Here is a 16,463-nt window from a genome sequence, read left to right on the forward strand (position 1 = left end):
TTACATAAGAGGGAATTAAAGATAAATCACCATGTTAATTTTTCATTCTTTTGAGAAAGAAAGGGAATTATTGAGACGTTTCTTATGATTGATGACGAACAATATTTAGATATACAAGAAGACGATAATTTAAGCCAAGAAGACGAAAGTGTTGTGGTGAGCGACCCCAAAGGTTTGGCGTTACCAGATGATGTGCTACCAGAAACTTTATTTGTTTTGCCAATCACGAGTCGGCCTTTTTTCCCGGCTCAAATTCAGCCTGTTATGGTGGATGCTGCTAAATGGGAAGACACTCTAGAGCGAATTGCAGAACACCCACAGGCAGCCGTTGGATTAGTTTATTCAGATAAAAAAGAGAATGGAGCCGCACCGACTGTTGATGAATTTCGCACGATAGGGTGTGTGGCTCGTGTCCATAAAGCGGAAAAGCAGAATGAAAAACTGACGTTTTTGGCTCAAGGTGTGAAGCGTTTCGAGGTGATTGAGTGGTTAAGTGAGACAGCTCCTTACCTTGCTCGAGTTCGCTACATTAATGACTCAAAAACCAATGACGACGAATCTAAGGCTTATTCCATTGCAATTCTGGATGCGATTAAGGAGTTGATACGCCTAAATCCTTTGTTTAGTGAAGATCTGAAACTGTATTTAGGACGTTTCTCTTTCAATGAGTCCGGATTGCTAGCGGATTTTGCGGCTTCCATTACCTCTGCTGAAGCGGAGGATTTATACGAAGTATTGGCCACAAAACCGATTCAAGCGCGTATGCGTTTGTCTTTAACTCTTTTGAAGAAAGAGTTGGAAATTGCGCGTCTGCATAATGAAATCAGTGCAGAAGTAAACGATAAAATTAGCAAGCATCAACGAGAGTTCTTTCTCAAAGAACAGCTTAAAGTTATCCAAAAAGAACTCGGGATTTCAAAAGATGATCGTACTTCTGATGTGGAAACATTTGAAGCCAGATTGGAAGGTAAAACACTGACAAAAGCAGTGAACGATAAAATACAAGATGAGCTTCATAAGCTGAGTATTCTTGAAACCGGATCACCAGAATACGGTGTGACAAGGAATTACTTAGACTGGGCAACATCATTGCCTTGGGGTGTTCATTCTGAAGATAATTTAGATATCAAACTTGCTCGTGATGTTCTTGAGTCACACCACGCTGGCCTAGGCGATATAAAAGATCGCATTGTCGAGTTTTTGGCGCTGGGTGCGCATCGCGGTGAAATGGGCGGCTCCATATTGTTGTTGGTTGGTCCTCCTGGTGTGGGTAAAACGTCGATTGGTAAATCCATTGCGGAATCATTAAATCGTAAGTTCTACCGGTTTAGTTTGGGTGGAATGCGTGACGAAGCTGAAATCAAAGGTCATCGACGGACATATATCGGCGCTTTGCCAGGTAAGTTTGTGCAGGCGCTAAAAGATGTTGAGGTGGAAAACCCTGTGATCATGTTAGATGAGATCGACAAAATTGGTTCTTCTTTCCAAGGCGATCCAGCATCCTCTTTGCTTGAGGCACTAGATCCAGAGCAAAACAGTGAGTTCCTTGATCATTATTTGGATATGCGCATTGATTTGTCGAAAGCCTTGTTCATTTGTACGGCCAATCAGCTTGATACCATTCCATCACCTTTGTTGGATCGTATGGATGTTATTCGTTTGTCTGGTTACATTGCAGACGAGAAGCTCGCCATTGCCAAACAGCATTTATGGCCTAAATTACTTAAGAAAAACAAGCTGTTGAAGAAACAACTCAATATTACCGATGCCGCATTGCGTCATATCATCGAACATTATGCTCGTGAAGCGGGTGTTCGAGGGTTGGATAAACTTCTACAAAAGGTGCTAAGAAAATCGGTTGTTGAATTAATGACAGGCGAAAAAGAGCACATTAATGTGGGAGTGAAAGATGTAGAAGCCTTGCTTGGTATGCCATATTTCCGTGCTGAGAAAACTTTGCAAGGAGTCGGCGTGGTCACTGGTTTGGCTTGGACTTCTATGGGGGGAGCGACATTGCCAATTGAAGCTAACAAAGTGCATGAGCTCACGAGAGGTTTGAAATTGACCGGTAAACTGGGGGATGTCATGAAAGAGTCGGCAGAAATTGCTTATTCTTATGTTTTCTCCCATACGAAGAGTTACCAAAAATCCCCTGAATTCTTTGATAAGTCATTGGTGCATCTGCATGTACCAGAAGGCGCAACACCGAAAGATGGTCCAAGTGCGGGTATTTCTATGGCGACGGCTTTACTGTCGTTAGCGAAAGGAGAGCCTGTTCGTCGAGGATTGGCCATGACGGGAGAGTTAACATTAACTGGGCAAGTGCTCGCCGTGGGCGGTATTCGGGAAAAGATTATTGCGGCTAAGCGAAGTAAAATTAACGAAGTGATTTTACCAGAGCCTAATCGTCGTGATTTTGATGAGTTACCGGATTCAGTAAAAGAGGGAATGACGGTGCATTTCGCAGAGCGTTTTACCGATGTAGAGAAAATCGTATTTAATCGTGAAAATTCCTCTATTCATTAGCGTTATCGGTAAAGTAAGGATTCTCTCAAAAGGCGAGACATGAGAAAATAAAGAACCGGACAAGAGCTTGCTTGTCCGGTTTTTTTTATTTTCAGCGCTGGCCTCTACACTGTGTTTTAGGTCGTATTTTCAGGAGACAAAATGCCAAGTCCGGCAAAACTCACACAAGGTTCAACTTTTAAACATGTTGCTGTTATGTCGATGACAGGTGCATTTGGGTTGATGTGCATGTTTCTTGTCGATCTGGTTGATATGCTGTTTCTTTCTATGCTGGGCGAGAAAGAAGCGGTTGCTGCAGTTGGTTTCTCCAGTGCTATTATGTTTTTTACGATTTCCTTGAGTATCGCTGTTTCTATTTCTGCGACGGCTCTGGTTTCAAAGGCGATAGGTAAAGGGGATGTAGAGTTAGCCAAACGGCGATCCGTGAATGTACTGGCATTTGGTATTATTTTCTCTTCTTCTGTGGTGTGGTTTTTATGGCCTAAAATCCCCCATATTCTCCTATTCGTTGGTGCGACGGGGCTTACTTTAGATTTGGCAACTGGGTATTTGCAGATATTGATTCTTGGAATGCCAGCCGTGATGATAGGCATGATTGGTTCTGGCATTATGCGTGCTTTGGGCGATGCCCGTCGTGCTATGTATGCCACTTTAGTTGGCGGGTTAATCAACGCCGTACTTGATCCTATCTTTATTTTTGCATTCGGTCTAGGCGTGCAGGGCGCTGCGATTGCTTCTTTGGTTGCCCGTTTTTCAATGGTAGCTGTGTCATATTATGGCGTGGTTTATGTCCACAAAATGTTGGCTGAATTTGATTTGATGGATTTCTTTAAAGATGTGAAATCCATTTCAGTTATCGCTGTTCCTGCTATGTTGACGAATATGTCTTCTCCCTTGGCCAATGCAATTGTTATGGAGCATACGTCGTCATTTGGGGATGATGCTGTTGCGGCTGTAGCGATTATTGGTCGTGTTATTCCTGTTGTTTTTGCTGGCGTGTTTGCTTTGTCTGGCGCTGTTGGGCCGATTTTAGGGCAAAACTACGGAGCTGGTCGTTTTGGTCGTATGCATGATGCCATTAGTAGTGCGGTTATTTATGCGTTTGGTTATTGTGTGCTCTTGTGTTTATTCTTATATCAAATACAAGATTGGCTGGTGTCTGTGTTCAATGCAACGCAAGAAAGTGCCGATTTGATCCGCTTTTTTGCGACCTTTGTTTCTTTTAGCTTTTTCTTTCAAAGTTTGCTGTTTATCGCTATCGCCGTGTTTAATAATTTAGGAAAGCCTTTTAAGAGCACCTTGCTGAACTTTGGCCGTGCGACCCTAGGAACTTGGCCTTTGATTACGATATTTGCTTTGTTTATGGGCGCTGAGGGAATATTGTTTGGGCAAGCGATTGGTTCTGTCATATTTGGCTGTTTAGGCTTTTATATGGCGAGAAACTACATCACTGAATTGGAAGAAAAAGAAGCTGGGGAAATCACTCCAAGCCAACATCTAAATTACGACGAAATATTATAAGTTCGCTTTTTTACGATTGAGCCCGAGTAGCCCAGAGTAAGAATTCTTGATTGCCATCTCCACCTTTGATTGGGCTTTCAATATAACATTGAACCTCAAATCCCAGTTCTTCTACAAAAGCTTGAATGTCATGGCTTAACTGGCTTACACGCTTTTGGTCTTTCACGATTCCTCCTTTGCCAATGAACTCCTTGCCCACTTCAAATTGTGGTTTGACCAATGTGATTAAGTGGCCGTTCTCACTCAACAATGCAGGCAATTGTGGGAGGATTTTTGTTTGAGAGATAAAAGAAACATCCATTACTGCCAAGTCGAAACCGTTTTCAGGGAAGTGCTCGTTTAAGTCGTCAACACAAAGGTTGCGAGCGTTAACACCTTCTAAGCAAGTTATGTTTGGGTTGTCGCGTAAGCGTGAATCTAATTGATCATGGCCAACTTCGATTCCGACCACATGAGCTGCACCGTGCTGTATCGCGCAATCACTAAAGCCACCAGTAGACTGGCCGATATCTATTACATTGAAACCTTTAATGTTTAGTTGAGTATGCGATAGCGCACCTTCTAGCTTTAATGCTCCGCGAGAAACGTATTTATCAGATTCATCTTGGGTGATGTTGAGTTCTACGTCGGGAGAGAGCTTTAAGCTAGGTTTGTTTGCTTTCAACCAGGTTCCATTATGTTTGTATGAGACTCGGTTTGTGCTGATAAAAGCTTGAGCCTGAGAGCGAGACTTCGCTAAACCTTGCTCTGTAAGAATGATATCAATACGTAACATAAAAAAACTCGGAAGTTGAAATAATTAGTGTGAATATTAACAAAAACAGAAGAACCAAAGTAGGCTTGTAATAGATAACAAAAGCTTGCTCGTCAATTTTTAGCCTTGTTAAGGAATGATTGTGTTATTAAAAAGCTTGATAGATGCAAATGAACTGAATGTACTGCTTGAGCAGGAAAATGTGATTGTGCTGGATTGCCGATTTTATTTAACGGACCATTCAAAGGGGTTGTCTGAATATCAAAAAGGACATATTCCCAAAGCTATTTTTGTTGATGTTCATCATCAGCTTGCATCTCCTGAGACAGAAATGACAGGGCGTCATCCTTTGCCTGAGTCAGTTGTGTTTTCCAAGCAGTTACAAGATTGGGGGATTCATTCTGAAAGCCAAGTGGTGGTTTATGATGACATGGGCGGCGCGATTGCTGCTCGAGCTTGGTGGATGCTGATTCAACAGGGTATCCATGTTCATGTATTAAATGGTGGTTTTCCTGCCTGGCTGAAAGCTGGATTGCCTGTATCTTTAGAGAATGGGGTGGCCAAATCAGTCGATTATCAGTTTGAAGTGGATTTTCCTTGGGCAGTTAATGAGCAAGCGGTTGTCGAAAACTTCGAAACAGATCAGTTTCAGTTAGTCGATGCGAGAACTCCTGATCGTTTTAATGGCGAGAATGAAACGATAGACCCTGTTGCCGGACACATTCCCGGTGCGATTAATCGTCCTTTTAGTGACAATTTGGATGCTGATGGTTGCTTCAAACCTGCAGAGCAATTACATGTCGAGTGGCAGGACTGGTTGTCGTCCAAGAGCAGTGATTATGTTTACTATTGCGGTTCTGGTGTTACCGCTTGTCATAATGTGCTGGCGTTGAACTATGCGGGAATAGAGGCGCATCTTGTATACGTTGGGTCTTGGAGTCAATGGGCTAAACGAATGCTCCGAGCAACGTCATTTTCATGATTTTTCCTTTGAATTAGTAAAAAAGATAAATTAGACGTTTTTAATTATGTAACAGGCTGTAAAATAGCTGGCTAATCGTTATGACGTTTTTGATGGATAAGGACAAAGGTTAATGAAGATTGCTGTTGCAGGAACTGGGTACGTTGGTATTTCAAATGCACTTTTGTTAGCGAAGTATAATCAGGTTGTTGCTTTGGATATTGTTCCAGCAAAAGTAGATATGCTGAACAATAAAGTATCGCCAATTGAAGACAAAGATATTGAGCGTTACCTAGCTGAAGAAGAATTAAATTTTGTTGCAACACTCGATAAAAAAGCTGCTTTTCTTGATGCGGACTACGTCATTATCGCCACACCAACAGACTACGACCCAGAGACGAACTATTTTAATACCAGTCATGTTGAATCTGTTATCAAAGACGTTATGGAAATCAATCCAAATGCCATAATGGTAGTGAAATCAACGGTTCCTGTCGGTTTTACCAAATCTGCTCGTCAAAAATACTCGACTGATAATTTGCTGTTTTCTCCTGAGTTCTTACGAGAAGGTAAGGCTCTGTACGATAATCTGTATCCTTCTCGCGTTATTGTTGGCGAGCAATCGGAGAGAGCTCAAGTGTTTGCTGATCTTCTTGTGCAAGGAGCAGAAAAAACAGACATAGATGTATTGTTAACTGATTCTACTGAAGCAGAAGCGATTAAATTGTTTGCTAATACTTATTTAGCAATGCGTGTGGCTTTCTTTAATGAATTGGATAGCTATGCGGAATCTCATGAACTTAATAGTCGCCAGATTATTGAAGGGGTTGGCTTAGACCCTCGGATTGGTAAACACTACAACAATCCTTCATTTGGTTATGGTGGTTATTGCTTACCTAAAGATACTAAGCAGCTGCTTGCTAACTATGACAAAGTGCCTAATAACTTAGTGCGTGCGATTGTAGACGCTAATGTGACTCGAAAAGATTTTGTTGCAGAATCGATTCTTAAAAATAAGCCAAAAGTCGTTGGTATTTACCGTTTAGTGATGAAAGTCGGTTCTGATAACTTTAGGGCTTCTGCTATCCAAGGTGTGATGAAGCGAATCAAAGCGAAAGGCGTTGAGGTAGTTGTGTATGAGCCGGCTTTATCAGAAGAGAACTTCTTTAATTCAAAAGTGATTAAAAGCTTAGAAGATTTTAAGGCAATGTCAGATGTCATCGTTGCTAATCGAATGACGGATGATATGTTAGACGTAAAAGATAAAGTTTACACTCGAGACTTATTTGGTGTGGATTCTTGATATTGCAATGGTTTCGAGATTGAGTTTTAAATTATTGCTTGAGAGAGTTTCTACATGAAAGTTATTTTTGATACTAAAAGCCTATATTACCTACCTCAATATTTACCAGTCCACAATGAGTTGCTAAAACTTGGAGTGGCTACAAAATTTGTTTTTTATGACAGTATTCATAACGATATTATTATCAAAATAGCGAAGGATAACGGGCTGTCTTTTAAATGGGTGGCAGATGATTTAGAGGCTTCTAGCTTTTATCAGCAAGAGAAAGCAGACTGGGTGTTCTTTGGAAATACATTTTCCTATTTAGATGATTTGCATAAAGTCTCAAAGAGTGCGCAATTGGGGCATGGGATAGGGCCGAAGGCGAGTTATTATTCAAAGTCTAATCGCACTATGACTGTTAGGTTTGTTGAAGGTGAGTATCGAAGAAGAAGGCTTGCAGATAAATACCCCGAAGGCATTTTTGTGGATGTTGGTTTTTGTAAATTGGACCCTATCTTTAATGGAGAGGTATCGGACCTTTCCTTATCAAAGGACTATGGTTTAAGGGATGATTTGCCTACGATATTGTACGCTCCTACTTTTTATCCGAGCAGTATTGAACGCTTTCCATCTAAATGGCCTAGTGAATTTCAAGATTATAATATAATTATAAAGCCCCATTATTTTTCTTTGAGCAAAAAAACGTACCGTAAGCAAAGAGCTTTGTTAAATAAGTGGTCAAAATATGACAATGTATACTTAGCTCAGGCAGAGGACTACTCACTTTTGCCTTTTTTTCAGGTGTCTGATGTACTTATTAGTGATGCATCCTCTTCTTTATTTGAATTTGCTTTATTGAATAAGCCCGTCATTTGGTGTGACTTTTTAAAGCTTAGATGGAATTATCGTGGGATTTTTTCTTATAAATTTAAAAGAAGAATGGACCAAGATTATGGGGTTTATGCAAAAGTCGCTGTACATGCTGAGAAATATAAAACTTTGAAAACTCTTGTGGATTCTCAATTAAAAAATCCGAAAGAGCTTGAGGCGATTCGTCTTGAGTTGGCAGAGCAGCTTGCAGGGAAAACGGATGGTCTAGCAAGTAAAAGAATTGTTGAATATTTAACACAAAACATGTGAATTTTAGGTGCTGTATGAAAACTATTGGATATACAACGGGTGTTTTTGATTTATTTCATATTGGGCATTTGAATGTTTTAAAGCGTGCCAAGTTAGAGTGTGATTATTTAATTGTCGGTGTTACAAGTGATGAGCTATGTATGTCGGCAAAAAATAAGAAGCCTGTTATTCCATTTCAAGAGCGGATGGAAATCGTAGAGGCGATTAAGTTTGTCGATGAAGTGGTTCCTCAGGTTAATTATGACAAAGAAGAAGCTTGGAATAACCTTAAGTTCGACAAGATGTTTGTTGGAGATGATTGGAAGGGAACGGATAAATGGAACAAGATTGAGAAAGACTTCCAAAAGCTTAATGTGTCCATTCACTATTTTTCATATACCACTCATACGTCCAGTACTAAACTTCGAGAAGTATTAGAGAAAATATAAAGCCATGAGTGAGTTGATAGAAGCCCTCTGAGAGGGCTTTTTTATCGATTAGCTTATTGGTGGTTATCGATCCCCACTCGTGCTTTTATAACCTTGTTCTTTTTTGTGTCTTCTCGGATTGCGCGACTATTGGCTAACATTTCAGGAGTGATGTAGCCACGTTTATGATCTAAGTGAATGCAAACAGCTGAATAGCGAATACGTTTTGCCTTTAAGCCGTAGTTTACCAATCTGTCGCCAAACTCACAGTCTTGCCCGCCATATTGCATAGTTTCTTCGAAACCATTAACAGCCAAAATGTGCTTTTTATAGCAGGATGCGCTGTGACCATTCCAAGTGGGACGAGCTGGACTGATTTTATTTAAAAAAGACGCCCAGGTACCTTTTGCGGTCAACTTCATTGTTTTATGGGTCTTTTTTAGCCCCATACTAACGAGCCAATCCACATCAAACGCTCTTTGGGTGGCAATGTCTTCCTTAGTGATGGCTTGGCTAATGTTCATTGGTAGCTTGAAATAGCCACCTGACAAATAAGTGTTAGGTTCTGAAAGAGCTAAATGCTGCTCAACAAAGTCTTTCCTTGGTATGCAATCCCCATCGGTGAAAATGAGATATTCACCTTCAGTTGCTAGGATAGCTTTGTTCATTATGCGACATTTCTGGAATCCATCATCTTCTTGCCAAACATGCTTGATTGTAATGGAGGTTTCTTTTCGCATTTTCTCGATCAACTCTCTAGTCTCATCACGAGAGCCGTCATCCGCTATGACAATTTCGAAGTTGGTTGCTGTTTGTTGGAAAAAACCCCAAAGAACTTTTTCCAACCAAGCAGGAGAGTTGTAAGTAGTAAAGACAATGCTTGTTTTCATTGATTTGCCTAATGTTGAGTTTGTATTTTATAAATATTGAAGCTTTGATTCTAACTTAAAGGGTCTTGTACAAAGCATAGTCTTTATTTATTAACTGTATTTGACCATTTTATCACTTCGGCTAGTCCGAGAAAAATATGATAGCTGCTGGTGCCAGGTAGTGGGTAGTCTTTTGGTGTGTTGTCCTCGTTGAGGTATTCATTCCAGCCACCGTTTTCTAGAAAGTAATAGCTTTGCAAAAAGCTAAGGGCGTTCTTTATTCTATGATTCTTCTCTTCTTTTCCTATTGGGATGGCTGTGACAGCTTTGAGGTATTCGGTAATGGGCCAAATGCGTTTTTCTTCATCAATAGGAAGGTAAGTATTGCCATCTATTTGATTGTAAATGCCGCCGTTAGCAGCTAATCCATGACGCGTCGCTGTTGACCATAAATGTTGTGCTAAATCTGTGTAATCTGTATTTGGTACTATTTTATTTGCTTCATAAAGTAACCATACCCACTCAAAATGATGGCCAGGTTCTACTTGATTGCCTGTTTTAGTGTCTAATGTCCAATCGGAATTAAAAAACTCACGTAAGGTTTTTGTTTTTTTGTCATAAAAACGCTCCAATGCGAGTGGCAGTAGTGACTTAATAACGTTTTTATAGTCTTCATTTTGTGTGGTGTTGAAGGCTGCAATATAGCCTTCTAGTAAGTGCATATGAGGGTTTTGACGACGGGTTTGATTTATATTAATGGGATATGATTCGTAAAAGCCGCCTGTTGACGCTTGCATATTGGTAATTAAGAAATGGTGCGTCTTCTCCATGTAGTGTAAGGCTTTTTTGTCTTCAGTTACCTGATAGTAATAACTGAATGAAAGTAAAACGAAAGCCAAAGCGTAGGCGTCAGATTGCTTTTCTTGAATGCTTAAATCATCGTTTAGTGAAAAAATCCAACGATCTTCTTGGAAATAGTGGTTTGTAATAAAGTCGAATAGAGGCAGAAGCTTTTCGTACCACTCTGATTTTTCTTCAAGTTGATAAGCATGGCTAAAGGTATAGAGCTGACGACACTGTGTTAATAAGCGAAGTCGGCCAACAGAATTGATGCTCCAGTCGTGATTCATACTCTCATAGCTAAAGCCATGTTCTGGATTTATGCCATATTTCGCCCAGTTTTCTAAAAGTTGCTCAAAAACAAAAGATTGGCAGCCAGAGAGGGTGTCGTTCAACATGATGTAAATAGCCTTATTTCATGTGATATTTGGTATGTCCAACTAAGTAGGGGAGTATGATAAGATGACGGCTTTCAAAAATCGAATAATATGTGACTATGAACTCTTCATACCTGAATTTTAAGGATAAGCACATCCTCGTTGTTGGGGATGTAATGTTAGATCGCTACTGGCATGGCGGCACTTCTCGTATTTCTCCTGAAGCACCAGTGCAAGTGGTGAAAGTTTCTAATATTGAAGATCGCCCAGGCGGCGCTGCAAATGTTGCGTTAGGTTTGGCTAAATTAGGTGTTTCTGTCACTTTAATTGGTGTTGTGGGCAATGATGAAAATGCGTCAGCATTAGAGCGCTGTTTAGAGTCTTCTGGTGTGACTTGTCGCTTTGTTCGCTCTGAACGACTTCCAACTATTACGAAATTACGAGTGATGAGTCGTCATCAACAATTGATTCGTTTGGACTTTGAAGAGCGCGAAGATTGTTTATCTCAAAATGATGCGGTCGCTGCCATGGTAAAAGATTGTGTACCAAGTGCAGATGCGGTTATTTACTCTGATTATAACAAGGGTTGTTTAGCGGACGTTCAATCTCTTATTCAGTTGTCTAATGCAGTAAATGTCCCTAGCTTTGTTGATCCTAAAGGTGATGACTTTTCGATTTATCGTGGTGCAACTCTAGTAAAACCGAACTTCGTTGAATTTGAAACCATAGTCGGTGAATGCTCTTCTGATGCAGATATTCAACAAAAAGGTGAAGCGCTAAGAAATCAGTTTGGTTGGAGAGCCTTATTAGTGACGCGTGGTGAAGATGGTTTGGTATTGTTTGAAAAGAATAGAGTGCCGTTTTCTTTGGCGACTTCTGCTAAAGAAGTGTATGACGTGACAGGTGCAGGCGATACGGTGATTGCAGTATTAACAGCCGTGTATGTTACCAGTAAGCGTTTTACTGATGCTATTGAATACGCGAACCAAGCCGCTGGTTATGTTGTAGGAAAATTAGGTACTGCATTTATTACGGCAGATCAATTAGCGGGGATTATGTACAAACGATCTCACTCTACTAACTTTGGAGTCCTTCCTCCAAGTGAATTATTAGACCAAATAAAACTTGCGCAAGTAAACGGTGAAAGAGTGGTGTTTACTAATGGGTGTTTTGATATTTTGCATCCTGGGCATGTTGCTTATATGAAGCAAGCCAAAGGGCTCGGAGATCGTCTCATTGTTGCTGTGAATACCGATGCATCAGTAAAACGATTAAAAGGCGAAAAAAGACCAATTAATGACCTTGTGCATAGAATGGCAGTTTTAGAAGGTGTCGGCGCTATCGATTGGGTGACTTGGTTTGATGAAGATACTCCCAAGGAGTTGATTGAGCTGTTATCTCCAGATGTGCTTGTGAAAGGCGGAGACTACAGCATTGAAACCATTGTGGGCGCTGAGCATGTATTAAAAACTGGTGGCGAAGTGAAAATATTATCTTTTGTCGATGGTTATTCGACAACTTCTATTATCGAAAAAGCGAATTTATAAATGCAAGATAAAAAAATATCCAGCTTATCGTTGGAGCAGGCGCCTGTGTCAGCAGCAAAAACCTATTTTCGTTTACTTAGGTATGTGAGCTCTTCTTGGGGAGCGCTATCATTAAGCGTTATTGGTTATATGCTTTATGCTGCAATGGAGCCAGCCTTGGCAGCTTTACTGAAACATATTGTCGATGTTGTCTCTGAAGGGCAAATAGTCGAAAGTCGTTTACTAATACCTCTTTCGATTTTAGGGATTTTTATTGTTAGAGGTGTTGGAACGTTTCTTGGCAGCTATTTTATGTCAAAGGTAGCCAATAAAGTTGTTTTCGACTTACGTACAGAAATGTTCAATAAACTTGTCTTGCTGCCTTCTAGTTATTATCACTCTATTCCTACTGGACGTTTGCTTACTAAACTCACCTATAATACAGAGCAGGTGATTGGCTCAATCACTCAAGCGATTCGTGTGCTATTGCGTGAGGGGTTGACGGTTGTTGGCTTGCTAGGCTACATGATCTACATGAATTGGCGTTTATCTTTATTATTCTTGTTAGTTGTACCTTTAATTGGTTTGGTTGTGTCTTATGCCTCTAAGCGTTTTCGTAGGTTGAGTACGCGCATTCAAAATGCCATGGGTGGTGTTACAGATGTGGCTTCTGAAGCGATTAAAGGGCATGAAGTGGTGAAAATATTTGGCGGTAGCCAATATGAGACTGAGCGATTTTATAAAGCGGCTAATGAAAACAGACGTTCACAGTTGAAAATGGCAAAAACCAAGTCTTTAAATGTGCCTATTGTGCAGTTTATTTTGGCTCTTGCTATGTCTATTTTGATTTGGTTTGCACTGAGTCCTTCTATTAGTTCTGGTATGACTCCGGGGGATTTCATTGCTTTTCTTACGGCGGCAGGCATGTTGGGTAAACCTGTTCGTCAGTTAACGGACATTAATAGTGTTTTACAAAAAGGCATTGCAGCATCCTATAGTATTTTTGAATTTTTGGATCTGAAAGAAGAAGTGGATACTGGATCTGTTTCTGTAGAGCGATTAAAAGGTGATATTGAATGGCGGTCTATGTCGTTTCAGTATCCTGGTGCCGATAAACAGGCTTTAAAGAATATTAATTTGTCTTTACCTGCAGGGAAAACATTGGCATTAGTTGGGCGTTCAGGAAGTGGTAAGTCGACGATGGCGAACCTGATTCCCCGTTTTTATAACATCGATGATGGAGAGCTTTGTATTGACGGGCACTCTATCTCTGATTATCGCTTGAAAGACTTGCGCTCTAATATCGCTCTAGTGAATCAGCAAGTGGTGTTATTCAATGGTACGATTCGTGAAAACATCGCTTACGGCTATCTGCGAGATACAAATGATGAAGAAGTGATCAATGCAGCGAAAGCAGCTAATGCATGGGACTTTATTCAAGAATTAGATCATGGCTTAGATACTATGGTTGGCGAGAATGGTGTGCTTCTATCAGGAGGTCAGCGTCAGCGTATTGCTATTGCTCGAGCTATTTTGAAAAATGCCCCAATTCTTATTTTAGATGAAGCAACTTCTGCATTAGATACAGAGTCTGAGAGAGCGATTCAGTCTGCATTAGATGGTTTGATGGAGAATCGTACAACCATTGCGATTGCCCATCGATTGTCGACTATTGAAAACGCAGACATTATTGCGGTAGTTGATCACGGTGAAATTATTGAGCAAGGTTCCCATAGTGAACTTCTTGCATTGAATGGAGCTTATGCGCAGCTTCATAATCAACAGTTCTCGGAAGAAACAGACTGATTATGTGGTTGTATCGTTCTGCTTTGTTGTTATTGACGCCGGCCATTTTATTGAAAATACGGCGCTTTCAGAAAAAATACAGTCATTACCGGCCTAAAGAAGCACTGGGATTTTGGCCTTCTGTAAGCGCTGATTTATGGATTCATTGTGCTTCAGTGGGCGAAGTGCTTGCGGTAAGGCCATTAATTGTTCAGTTGCGTGAGAAACATCCGACATATCGATTTTTAATCACTACCATGACGCCAACAGGCGCGGAGCTGGTGGAGAAAAGTTTTCCATTTGCTGAGCACAGATATTTACCCATGGATTGGCGCTTTAGTGTCAAAAGAGCGTTGAAGCAGCTTACCTGTAAACATCTTCTTATTGTTGAAACTGAGCTTTGGCCAAATTTGCTGTTTCAAGCAAAACAACAAGGCCTTCGTGTGGACGTTGTAAATGCTCGATTGAGCGAACGCTCTTTTTTGCGCTACCAAAAATTCTCTCATGTTTCTCGGCCTCTATTTAAACTGCCTGATAGTTTTTTAGCGCATGCAAGAAGTGACGCGGAACGATTTGAAGCCTTGGGTGCGAAAAAGGTGTTAACAACGGGCAGTATTAAATTTGATCTCGCTGTTTCACCTGATGTTTTGCAGGATAATTGGCGTGAACAATTAGGTTCACGTTTTGTCTGGATTGCTGCGAGTACACATCAAGGGGAGGATGAAATTGCTTTGAATGCTCATAAGGCCCTTCTGCAAAAAGAGTCGGATGCGTTGCTTTTGCTTGTGCCGCGTCATCCTGAGCGTTTTGAGACGGTTTATGCGTTAGCAAAACAGCACTTTGAAAAGGTTGGGTTGCGCAGCCAAGATTCACCAGACCAGTGGTCAAAGTTCGATGTGGTCATTGGCGATTCGATGGGGGAAATGATGCATTATTATCAGGCCTCTGATCTTGCCTTTGTTGGTGGAAGTTTGATCAAGCGTGGTGGGCATAATCCGATTGAGCCTGCGTTATTAGGGAAGGTTATTTTAGTTGGGCCTCATACCTTTAACTTTTTAGACATTACAGAGCAGTTGATACAGATAAAAGGGGCGATCCGCTGCTTAGATGAAACAGCGTTGGAAGAGGGGTTGATCTCTTTTGCTAGCAATCCTTCTCTGTGTTATCGAGTCGGGCGGGCGGCTCAACGGTTCGCAGAAAAAAATCAGGGCGCCGTTACTCGAGTGCTTTCTGAAATAGACTTCCGTTGATTGACTCTTTACAATAACGGCTCTTTATCTCATGGGGTGCTTTGGTTTGTTAGAACCTAAGCTGAGAAGCGGAATTGACTGCTAACCCACTGAACCTGATCCAGATCATGCTGGCGTAGGAATCGAGGTAGCAAGCTTTGCACTCTTAGCATCTTGCCGTTTTTCCTGTACGCCGCTCACTTTTTAGGAGCGACACATTGAATAAATTCTTGTTGAAAATATCTTCAGCGGCCCTTTTTCTCTCATCGGCTGCACTTTTCTCTTCTGTCTCATCTGCGGCGGATACATTGAATGTTTATACCTATGACTCTTTTTCTTCAGATTGGGGGCCAGGGCCAAAAATCAAAGAAAACTTCGAGAAAGAATGTGGCTGTGAATTGAACTTTGTCGCTTTAGATTCTTCTGTTGGAATCTTGTCTCGTGTTCAATTGGAAGGGACATCATCTCAGGCAGATGTATTGCTAGGACTGGATCTGAATCTAATGGAAGCGGCAAAACAGACTGGGTTGTTGGCGACGCATTCAGTGGATACATCTGACGTGACTGTCGCTGGTGGTTGGAATGACACCACTTTTGTCCCATTTGACCAAGGCCATTTTGCTTTCATTTATAACTCGGAAACGCTGAGCAATCCTCCGACGAGCTTGAAGGAAGTGGTTGAGAATCAAGATCTTCGAGTAATCTACCAAGACCCAAGAACCAGTACGCCAGGCTTAGGGCTTCTATTATGGATGAAGTCTGTTTATGGTGATGATGTTTCTGATGCTTGGGAAAGTTTGGCGAGTCACACTGTGACAGTGACCAAAAGCTGGTCTGATGCTTATGGTTTGTTCTTAAAAGGCGAGGCTGATGTTGTGCTGAGTTATACCACTTCCCCTGCGTATCATATTATTGCGGAAGGCGAGAATAAGTATAAAGCGGCACCTGCTAGTGAAGGTCTTTATCCTCAAGTTGAATTGGCTGCCATGATGAAAAATGCTCCAAATCCTGCTTTGGCGGAGCGTTTCATGCAATTTATTTTGCAGCCGGAATTTCAATCAGTGATTCCTACAGGAAACTGGATGTTGCCTGTGGTTGAGTCTTCAGAGCCTTTACCTGCTGCATTTGATAGTGCTTTGCTGCCAACTAAGAACTTAGTGTTGCCGGCTAAAGAAGTCGCCAAAAACCGTAAAGCTTGGGTTGATGAGTGGTTAAATGCGACGACTCGATAAGATTTCTTAAC

At 41.1% G+C, this 16,463-nt stretch carries 13 protein-coding genes and 1 riboswitch; of the genes, 10 read left to right on the top strand and 3 right to left on the bottom strand.

Translation table 11 applies throughout. The features are described from left to right. Positions 1-84 precede the first annotated feature (84 nt). Positions 85-2,526 carry an endopeptidase La gene (gene lon / locus AC0L46_RS11890; protein ID WP_473503838.1) on the top strand — a complete coding sequence of 814 codons (2,442 nt, stop codon included), beginning with the start codon at positions 85-87 and terminating at the stop codon, positions 2,524-2,526. Positions 2,527-2,667: 141 nt separating this feature from the next. Beyond that, positions 2,668-4,047: an MATE family efflux transporter gene (locus AC0L46_RS11895; protein WP_473503840.1), complete on the top strand. Its 1,380-nt coding sequence runs from the start codon at positions 2,668-2,670 to the stop codon at positions 4,045-4,047. A 10-nt stretch (positions 4,048-4,057) separates the two neighbouring features. Here AC0L46_RS11895 and AC0L46_RS11900 read toward each other — a convergent pair whose 3' ends face one another. Next, positions 4,058-4,822, bottom strand: a complete 765-nt coding sequence (locus tag AC0L46_RS11900; protein ID WP_473503842.1) for a TlyA family RNA methyltransferase — start codon at positions 4,820-4,822, stop codon at positions 4,058-4,060. A gap of 121 nt (positions 4,823-4,943) precedes the next feature. Between AC0L46_RS11900 and AC0L46_RS11905 the strand changes: the two genes are divergently transcribed. From AC0L46_RS11905 to AC0L46_RS11920, 4 genes are all read left to right on the top strand, one after another. After that, positions 4,944-5,783 (top strand): sulfurtransferase, encoded by an 840-nt coding sequence (locus AC0L46_RS11905; protein WP_473503844.1) that lies wholly within the window; start codon positions 4,944-4,946, stop codon positions 5,781-5,783. Between the two features lie 112 nt (positions 5,784-5,895). After that, a complete protein-coding gene (locus tag AC0L46_RS11910; RefSeq protein ID WP_414680516.1) occupies positions 5,896-7,065 on the top strand; it encodes a nucleotide sugar dehydrogenase in 1,170 nt (389 codons plus the stop codon). Positions 7,066-7,119: 54 nt separating this feature from the next. Beyond that, the gene (locus tag AC0L46_RS11915) at positions 7,120-8,187 is read left to right on the top strand and encodes a CDP-glycerol glycerophosphotransferase family protein (RefSeq protein WP_473503847.1); all 1,068 of its coding nucleotides are present in this window, start codon (positions 7,120-7,122) and stop codon (positions 8,185-8,187) included. A 14-nt stretch (positions 8,188-8,201) separates the two neighbouring features. Continuing rightward, entirely contained in the window at positions 8,202-8,615 is a 414-nt protein-coding gene (locus tag AC0L46_RS11920; protein WP_473503849.1) for an FAD synthase family protein, read from the top strand. A 53-nt stretch (positions 8,616-8,668) separates the two neighbouring features. Here AC0L46_RS11920 and AC0L46_RS11925 read toward each other — a convergent pair whose 3' ends face one another. Together AC0L46_RS11925 and AC0L46_RS11930 are read right to left on the bottom strand one after the other, a co-directional pair. Next, positions 8,669-9,484 (bottom strand): glycosyltransferase family 2 protein, encoded by an 816-nt coding sequence (locus tag AC0L46_RS11925; RefSeq protein ID WP_473503851.1) that lies wholly within the window; start codon positions 9,482-9,484, stop codon positions 8,669-8,671. Between the two features lie 83 nt (positions 9,485-9,567). Further along, positions 9,568-10,701, bottom strand: a complete 1,134-nt coding sequence (locus AC0L46_RS11930; protein WP_473503853.1) for an AGE family epimerase/isomerase — start codon at positions 10,699-10,701, stop codon at positions 9,568-9,570. A 98-nt stretch (positions 10,702-10,799) separates the two neighbouring features. On the opposite strand from AC0L46_RS11930, the gene hldE reads away from it, so the two are divergent. The 4 genes from hldE (at position 10,800) to thiB (ending at position 16,452) form a co-directional block, all read left to right on the top strand. After that, on the top strand, positions 10,800-12,227 hold the full coding sequence (gene hldE, locus AC0L46_RS11935) for a bifunctional D-glycero-beta-D-manno-heptose-7-phosphate kinase/D-glycero-beta-D-manno-heptose 1-phosphate adenylyltransferase HldE (protein ID WP_473503855.1): 1,428 nt from the start codon (positions 10,800-10,802) through the stop codon (positions 12,225-12,227). Further along, positions 12,228-14,012 carry a lipid A export permease/ATP-binding protein MsbA gene (gene msbA / locus AC0L46_RS11940; protein ID WP_473503857.1) on the top strand — a complete coding sequence of 595 codons (1,785 nt, stop codon included), beginning with the start codon at positions 12,228-12,230 and terminating at the stop codon, positions 14,010-14,012. It begins immediately after the preceding gene. 2 nt (positions 14,013-14,014) lie between these two features. Next, positions 14,015-15,241: a 3-deoxy-D-manno-octulosonic acid transferase gene (locus tag AC0L46_RS11945; RefSeq protein WP_473503859.1), complete on the top strand. Its 1,227-nt coding sequence runs from the start codon at positions 14,015-14,017 to the stop codon at positions 15,239-15,241. A gap of 22 nt (positions 15,242-15,263) precedes the next feature. Further along, positions 15,264-15,381: riboswitch (TPP riboswitch) on the top strand. Positions 15,382-15,438: 57 nt separating this feature from the next. Beyond that, positions 15,439-16,452, top strand: coding sequence for a thiamine ABC transporter substrate binding subunit (thiB, locus tag AC0L46_RS11950; RefSeq protein WP_473503861.1), 1,014 nt, complete (start codon positions 15,439-15,441; stop codon positions 16,450-16,452). Positions 16,453-16,463 lie beyond the last annotated feature (11 nt).

Source organism: Marinomonas sp. 15G6-16, assembly GCF_055809555.1.

Excerpts from the sequence above, each read along its gene's own strand:
- AC0L46_RS11930 (WP_473503853.1), bottom strand. The coding sequence starts at position 10,701 with ATGTTGAACGACACCCTCTCTGGCTGCCAATCTTTTGTTTTTGAGCAA.
- AC0L46_RS11920 (WP_473503849.1), top strand. The coding sequence starts at position 8,202 with ATGAAAACTATTGGATATACAACGGGTGTTTTTGATTTATTTCATATT.
- lon (WP_473503838.1), top strand. The coding sequence starts at position 85 with ATGATTGATGACGAACAATATTTAGATATACAAGAAGACGATAATTTA.
- hldE (WP_473503855.1), top strand. The coding sequence starts at position 10,800 with ATGAACTCTTCATACCTGAATTTTAAGGATAAGCACATCCTCGTTGTT.
- AC0L46_RS11900 (WP_473503842.1), bottom strand. The coding sequence starts at position 4,822 with ATGTTACGTATTGATATCATTCTTACAGAGCAAGGTTTAGCGAAGTCT.
- msbA (WP_473503857.1), top strand. The coding sequence starts at position 12,228 with ATGCAAGATAAAAAAATATCCAGCTTATCGTTGGAGCAGGCGCCTGTG.
- AC0L46_RS11910 (WP_414680516.1), top strand. The coding sequence starts at position 5,896 with ATGAAGATTGCTGTTGCAGGAACTGGGTACGTTGGTATTTCAAATGCA.
- AC0L46_RS11915 (WP_473503847.1), top strand. The coding sequence starts at position 7,120 with ATGAAAGTTATTTTTGATACTAAAAGCCTATATTACCTACCTCAATAT.
- AC0L46_RS11945 (WP_473503859.1), top strand. The coding sequence starts at position 14,015 with ATGTGGTTGTATCGTTCTGCTTTGTTGTTATTGACGCCGGCCATTTTA.
- AC0L46_RS11895 (WP_473503840.1), top strand. The coding sequence starts at position 2,668 with ATGCCAAGTCCGGCAAAACTCACACAAGGTTCAACTTTTAAACATGTT.
- AC0L46_RS11925 (WP_473503851.1), bottom strand. The coding sequence starts at position 9,484 with ATGAAAACAAGCATTGTCTTTACTACTTACAACTCTCCTGCTTGGTTG.